The organism is Rickettsia endosymbiont of Culicoides newsteadi (genome assembly GCF_002259525.1).
Classification (GTDB): domain Bacteria; phylum Pseudomonadota; class Alphaproteobacteria; order Rickettsiales; family Rickettsiaceae; genus Tisiphia.
Window position 1 is genome coordinate 1 of sequence record NZ_MWZE01000069.1, and the last position, 6,371, is coordinate 6,371.

Below are 6,371 nucleotides of genomic sequence, written 5' to 3' on the forward strand. Positions count from 1 at the left end.
ATTTCCTGTGACCAATAATTAGCTCCTCCACATGCCTCCATAGCTACCAATGAACTTTTATCGAGATTGCTTAAATAGGCTATTAACTCATCTCTTGTAACTTTTTGGTAACCTATTTTTTTGCCATTTTGATCGACTTGCACCAAGTGCATACTATTTTTTGCTAAATCTATTCCTATTATAGTATTTTTTATGCTATTATTTATCATGGTATGGACCTATTAATTAAATTATTATTTAATTTGGAGCAGCTGAAAACTATTTTTCAGCTGACTCCGTACAAGTAAAGCATATTTCGCTTCACTCGTCCATACCATCATTCCCGCTTCGGTGCGGAATCTATAGATATCGCACCGAAACAGGGGCGACACTATAGTCAATTGATGGCTAAAACTTTCTCGGGTTAGCTATAGGTAGTGAAATTTCAACCAATAACCCGCCTAAAGCTTTACTATCCTGTAATGATATTGTCCCACTATGATCAATAATTATTTCTTTAGTAATAGCAAGACCAAGTCCAACATTCCCTGAATTATTAAGTGAACGGGACTTATCTGAACGGTAAAATGCTTTAAATACTAATAATTTCTCTTCGTCCTTTATGCCAATTCCATTATCTTCAATTTTTATTATTACATTAGTAGAGGTAGAGCATATAGTAATTTTTATTTTTGTAGAATATTTTATCGCATTATTTATTACATTAGATATTGCACGTTCAAAGTTGCTAGGCTTAATTTGTGTGTATACTGGTTGCCCTATCGTAATTAACTCAATATTGGCAGACCATTTATTTGTAACATTTAACATCCAAGAAGATAATTCGATTATTTGAGCTTCTTCTCCATTTTCTCCTCTAGCAAAATCAAGATATGATTTTATCATTTGCTCCATAGCAACTATATCTTCCCTAAGACCTTCTGTTTCCTCAGATTTGTTCATTAGCTCTAATTGTAACTTCATTCTAGTTAACGGAGTACATAAATCATGTGAAATCATAGCAAGCATTCTAGTTCTTTTGCTAATTTGCTTTTCAATGCGTTCTTTCATTTTAAGAAAAGCAATACCAGCCTTTCTTATCTCTTTTGCCCCAGAAGGTTTAAATGTTTGTAATTTGGTGATTCCTTGCCCAAATTGATCAGCCGCATCTGCCAGAATTAAAATGGATTTAATTTGGTTTTTAGAGAAGATTAAGGAAACAGAAAGTAGTAAAATGGTTAAGAAGATTAACCATAAGACAAAAATATAGGCAGTTGGATTCATCAACAATTTTGCTGGGAAAGTTATTTGTATTAAACCATCGGTTAATTGAAGTAGTACTTCAATTCTTCCTGAATCATTAAGCTTTACTATATTATTTTTATTAATTTTTACGTTAATAATATTTTTAAAAATCTCTAATTCTTCACTAATTCTAGGTTGCGTGGATGGCAAGGTTAATTTTGGATAAAACTGATATGACAAATTTAAATAATTTGTCGCTATGGTATTTTTTTCTAATAAATTATTATCGTCTTTTTCAAGCAAGGAAATAATCTCATTAGCAATAATATTACTAGTATAGTAAGAAACATTATACCAGTGACGATCATAGAACAAAAACACTGCTAGAATTTGTCCTATTAATGTCGGAACAATGATAATGAGTACAAATCTAGCCAGTAATGTTTGTGGAATAATTTTATGTATAGATAGCATATCCGCTATTCCGAATGGTTTTTAAATATTTTGGTTCTTTAGGATCATCTTCTATCTTACTCCTTATTCTGACAATTTGTACGTCGATAGAACGAGGGCTGAGTCCTCCCATTATTTTTGATAACTCATCACGTTTCATTTCTTGTCCGATGTGGGTTAATAGTACTTCTAGTAGTTTTGTCTCTGTAGAGCTTAATGGTACCAGTTGATTATTTTTTATAAATTCCTTTGATTCGAAATTATAATAATTATTGCCTAACCGTTTGATTTTATCTTGTTTTTTATAATTATTATAGCTATTTAATAGATTGTTGATTCTTAATAATAATTCTTTCGGTTCAAAAGGTTTAGTTAAATAATCTGATGCCCCGGCTTCTAAGCCCTTGATACGATCATTTGGTTCTGACAATGCAGTTAGCATAACAATTGGTACAAGGTCTTTGGTAGCTCTTATAGTTTTAGCAAAATCAAGTCCTGTAACATTTGGTAACATGACGTCCAAAATAATTAAGTCATAAATAGAAGATTTTAATAATTCCTCAGCTCCTTCGACAGAATGTGTTGTTGATACTAAAAAGCCGTTTTTATACAAAAACTGTTTTAAAAGTTTCTGTATTCTAGTATCATCATCAACTACAAGAATGTGGGGTTTTGAGCTTTGCATAAATAAATTTTAGGTAATAAAAATTACTATAGTTTAATAGTAGAATATTAACAATGACAATAATACAAGAAAATATACTAACTGAAAAGCCGTTTAAAAATCTTAATCAATTATCAGGTTATATTTGGATTAATGGTAGATTTATTGCTTGGCAGGAAGCCAAGATACATGCTCTTACTCATAGTTTGCATTATTCTGGTGGAGTTTTTGAAGGAGAAAAAGCCTATAATGGTAAAATTTTTAAATTAGAAGAACATACACAACGTTTGATAGAGTCAGCAAAAAGTCTAAGCATAGAGGTGCCATATAGTTTTGAAAAGATTATAGAAGCTCACCAGCTACTTATAACAAAAAATAATATTAAAGATGCGTATATTCGCCCATTAATTTGGTTTGGTAGTGAATCTCTTAATCTGATTAATGTAAACTTATCGGTTAATCTATTAATCGCTGCTGTTCCATCAACTCTTAGACCTTCTGGGGCCTTAAGTCTGCATATTGCTCGTTGGCGAAAATGTCATCCAAACTCATTGCCCCCACAATGTAAATCATCAGGACATTATAATATGATGATAGTATGCCAGAAAGAAGCTAAGTCTCTGGGGTACGATGATGCAATTTTATTAGATTGGCGGGGATATGTTGCTGAATGTAGTACGGCAAATATCTTCTTTGTTAAAGATGATCAATTATTCACTCCGATAGCTGATAGTTTTTTAAATGGTATAACGCGTCAAACAATTATAAAACTTGCTAATGATTTAAATATCAAGGTTATAGAAGAGTATATAACTCCAGATAGGGTAGGGGAGTTTAATGAATGTTTTATGACTGGTACAGCTGTAGAAGTTAAGGGGATTAAATCGATTAACCTTGGTGAGCGAAATGTCATCTTTGAAGATAGTAAAATTACTAATTTGCTAAAAAAAGAATATAATGACTTAGTGTACAAATAAATAGTGATATACTGAGGTTATGTAAAGTACTTTCGTCTATTAGCGAAGAGTAGCTTGGCAATACCGTCATTGCAAGCGAACGTATGTGAGTAAAGCAATCCACAAAAATGATTAAAGATTAAATGGATTGTTTCGTCGCTACTAAAGTAGCTCCTCGCAATGACTAATTATAAACGTAGCCGTCATTGCGAGACCACATAGTGGTCGAAGCAATCCATTTTGGTCACTTTTTTGGATTGCCACGTTACCGCAAAGCGGCTCCTCGCAATAACGGAATGTTGTAAGGTAGCTCCTCGCTAATAGACGATTAGGGGGCGAATAAAAATAATATGAATTTAACAGGTGTTTATGGAAAATAATATATTCAAAGGAGTCATTACAGCTATGATAACTCCTTTTAAGGAAAATAAATTAGATTTTGCTTCTGTGGAAAAGATAGTGAATTATCAAATTGCTAATAAAGTTGATGGGATAGTGGTTGCTGGTTCTACTGGTGAGGGACCTAGTTTAGCTTTGCAGGAATATCAGTCTTTATTACAAGCGGTTATCGAAATTACTAACAAACGTATACCAGTAATAGCTGGTTGTTCAGCCATGACTACTAGCACCGCCGTAGATATGGTACAAATATGTACAAAAATTGCCGTTGATGGATTTATGTGTAGTATTCCTTCTTATGTAAAGCCAACTCAAGAGGGAATATATTGGCATTTTGAGACTATCCATAATGCCAGTAATTTACCAATAATGCTATATTCAGTACCTAGTAGAACTTTGGCAGACTTTTCAGATGATACGATAATTAAGCTCAGTAAACTACCGCGTATTGTCGCCCTTAAAGATGCTGGTAACGATTTAGAACGCCCATTACGAATTAGGTCTATGGTTAAAGATTTTAGCTTATTATGTGGTAATGATGAATTAGCTTTATCTTACAATGCTCATTCGGGGGTAGGGTGTGTTTCTGTTGCATCTAATATCACGCCTAGTTTGTGCAAAAAATTACAGGATAATTGTCGTGATGGTAATTATCAGGAAGCTCTGCAAATTCAGCAGCAATTATTACCTATATATAAAGCATTATTTGCAGAATCCAATCCGATACCGGTAAAATATGCTGCGGCAAGATTGGGGTTATGTGCCAATGAATTAAGGCTTCCTTTAACTTCAGCTAGTGTAGCCACCGAGGAAAAAATAAATAAAGCTATGGAATATGTCGGAATATAAAAAAGTAATAGCACAAAATAAGAAGGCATATTTCAATTACTTTATTGAAGAAAAAATTGAAGCTGGCATAATATTGACTGGCAGTGAAGTTAAATCATTGCGTCAAGGAAAAGCCAGTATAGAAGATAGTCATGCAGAAAATTCAGCAAATGAAGTGTTTTTGTATAATTGTCATATTGCGGAATATGAAAAAGCTAATAGGTTTAATCACTCGACTAGAAGGACACGTAAGTTGCTCCTTAATTCGAGTGAGATAAAAAAAATAATTGGTAAGATTCGTTTAAAGGGTTATACTCTCGTAGCTCTTACTTTATATTTTAATAAGAAAAATAAAGTAAAAGTTGAGTTAGGAATCGCAAAAGGTAAAAAATTACATGATAAAAGACAGACAATTAAAGAACAAGATTGGAAAAGGGATCAAGGGCGAATTATGCGGGTGAAGTGCTAACCATCATAAATGGATTAGATTGCTTCGTCTAAGAAAAAATTAACGAATGGTAAATTAATGACAATAACTGCTGAATACCTAATTGAAAGAAAGCAAAATAAGACGAAATTAATGCTTTGGAAGCTAGCAACAATTTTTATGTTTATAGTTTTAATTGTGGTGATGATTAAGCAATTTGATTTGACAAAATCTGAATATATAACTACTAATAGTAAATATATAGCTGCTATTTCAATAGAAGATATCATTTTTGAAGATGCAAAACGTGATACAAGATTGGAAAAAATCATTGATGATGATCAGATTAGTGCTTTAGTGGTTAATGTCAATTCTCCTGGTGGAACTGTTGTTGGTTCAGAGAAAATTTATAATATACTCAGGAAAATATCTGCAGAAAAGCCGGTAGTGGTTGTTATGGGTACATTGGCAGCCAGCGGCGGATATTTGATATCCTTAGGAGGTGATTACATAATTAGTCATAATGGGACAATTACCGGCTCAATTGGTGTGATTCTTCAAACTCTAGAAGTCACAGATTTAGCAAAAACTTTAGGTATTACCTTTAATAATTTTAAATCAGGAGAATTAAAGGCAGTTCCTAATCCTACTGAAAAAGTCACAGAAGCTGTTCGTCAGGCAATAATGTCGAATGTACTAGATACTTATGATTATTTCATTGAACTAGTGGCTTTAAGAAGGAATATACCAATTGATCAAGTTAGAGAACTAGCTGATGGGCGGATATATTCTGGTCGCCAAGCTTTAAAGCTAAAGCTTGTTGATGCTGTGGGGTCACAGGATGATGCGATTAAATGGTTACAGGAAGTTAAAAAAATCGATAAGGATTTGAAAGTAAAAGAATTTAAAATAAAACCTAAACCAAAATTCCTTGAGATTATAATGGAAGATTTTGATAGTATTTTACCAAGTTTTTTCAAAAATAAATTTCAAGGATTGGGGGCAATCTTTTGATTTATGGCAAAAAAATCTGACTTAGTAAATAAAATATCGGAGGAACTTAATTATCTTGCTAAGGAGGATATAAAAGATTCGGTAGATTTGGTTTTGGATTATTTACAATCTAGCTTAGCTGAGCAAAACCGTATTGAAATTAGAGGTTTTGGCAGTTTTTCAGTTAGGCAGCGGAAATTTTCAAATAGTGAGCAATCATATAAAACCGTCTATTATCGTATGCCTAAAAATTATGGTAACATATAGGGTATTAAATTTACTCTTCATCCCCATCTTTTATTAAAATCAATTTATTGCAAGATTTTTAGTGGAGAAGATGATAAAATAGCATTAGTTATCAATATAGAATTAAGAGGTTGTATTATATGTTTTTATCAAAATTTCTTGACCCTAAAAATGATTTTTG

7 protein-coding genes and 1 pseudogene are annotated in these 6,371 nt (G+C 32.4%); 5 read left to right on the plus strand and 3 right to left on the minus strand.

Translation table 11 applies throughout. The features are described from left to right. From RiCNE_RS05150 to RiCNE_RS05160, 3 genes and pseudogenes are all read right to left on the minus strand, one after another. A pseudogene (locus RiCNE_RS05150) lies at positions 1 to 209 on the minus strand (IS110 family transposase); the annotation flags it as partial. A 178-nt stretch (positions 210 to 387) separates the two neighbouring features. Further along, a complete protein-coding gene (locus RiCNE_RS05155) occupies positions 388 to 1,698 on the minus strand; it encodes a sensor histidine kinase (protein ID WP_094649532.1) in 1,311 nt (436 codons plus the stop codon). Continuing rightward, a complete protein-coding gene (locus RiCNE_RS05160; RefSeq protein ID WP_094649533.1) occupies positions 1,682 to 2,362 on the minus strand; it encodes a response regulator transcription factor in 681 nt (226 codons plus the stop codon). The genes RiCNE_RS05155 and RiCNE_RS05160 overlap by 17 nt, the downstream gene beginning before the upstream one ends. A gap of 53 nt (positions 2,363 to 2,415) precedes the next feature. Between RiCNE_RS05160 and RiCNE_RS05165 the strand changes: the two genes are divergently transcribed. From RiCNE_RS05165 to RiCNE_RS05185, 5 genes are all read left to right on the plus strand, one after another. Continuing rightward, positions 2,416 to 3,318 carry a branched-chain amino acid transaminase gene (locus RiCNE_RS05165; protein WP_094649534.1) on the plus strand — a complete coding sequence of 301 codons (903 nt, stop codon included), beginning with the start codon at positions 2,416 to 2,418 and terminating at the stop codon, positions 3,316 to 3,318. 348 nt (positions 3,319 to 3,666) lie between these two features. Continuing rightward, positions 3,667 to 4,545, plus strand: coding sequence for a 4-hydroxy-tetrahydrodipicolinate synthase (gene dapA, locus RiCNE_RS05170; RefSeq protein WP_094649535.1), 879 nt, complete (start codon positions 3,667 to 3,669; stop codon positions 4,543 to 4,545). Next, positions 4,532 to 4,993: an SsrA-binding protein SmpB gene (gene smpB / locus RiCNE_RS05175; protein ID WP_094649536.1), complete on the plus strand. Its 462-nt coding sequence runs from the start codon at positions 4,532 to 4,534 to the stop codon at positions 4,991 to 4,993. Before dapA ends, smpB begins: the two co-directional genes overlap by 14 nt. 57 nt (positions 4,994 to 5,050) lie before the next feature. Next, positions 5,051 to 5,965 carry a signal peptide peptidase SppA gene (sppA, locus tag RiCNE_RS05180; protein WP_094649537.1) on the plus strand — a complete coding sequence of 305 codons (915 nt, stop codon included), beginning with the start codon at positions 5,051 to 5,053 and terminating at the stop codon, positions 5,963 to 5,965. A gap of 3 nt (positions 5,966 to 5,968) precedes the next feature. Continuing rightward, the gene (locus RiCNE_RS05185) at positions 5,969 to 6,211 is read left to right on the plus strand and encodes an HU family DNA-binding protein (protein WP_094649538.1); all 243 of its coding nucleotides are present in this window, start codon (positions 5,969 to 5,971) and stop codon (positions 6,209 to 6,211) included. The last annotated feature ends 160 nt before the right edge of the window (positions 6,212 to 6,371 follow it).

What these genes read in the sequence shown, in the direction of transcription:
- RiCNE_RS05155 (WP_094649532.1), bottom strand. Translation starts at nt 1,698, where the DNA reads ATGCTATCTATACATAAAATTATTCCACAAACATTACTGGCTAGATTT.
- RiCNE_RS05160 (WP_094649533.1), bottom strand. Translation starts at nt 2,362, where the DNA reads ATGCAAAGCTCAAAACCCCACATTCTTGTAGTTGATGATGATACTAGA.
- RiCNE_RS05165 (WP_094649534.1), top strand. Translation starts at nt 2,416, where the DNA reads ATGACAATAATACAAGAAAATATACTAACTGAAAAGCCGTTTAAAAAT.
- dapA (WP_094649535.1), top strand. Translation starts at nt 3,667, where the DNA reads ATGGAAAATAATATATTCAAAGGAGTCATTACAGCTATGATAACTCCT.
- smpB (WP_094649536.1), top strand. Translation starts at nt 4,532, where the DNA reads ATGTCGGAATATAAAAAAGTAATAGCACAAAATAAGAAGGCATATTTC.
- sppA (WP_094649537.1), top strand. Translation starts at nt 5,051, where the DNA reads ATGACAATAACTGCTGAATACCTAATTGAAAGAAAGCAAAATAAGACG.
- RiCNE_RS05185 (WP_094649538.1), top strand. Translation starts at nt 5,969, where the DNA reads ATGGCAAAAAAATCTGACTTAGTAAATAAAATATCGGAGGAACTTAAT.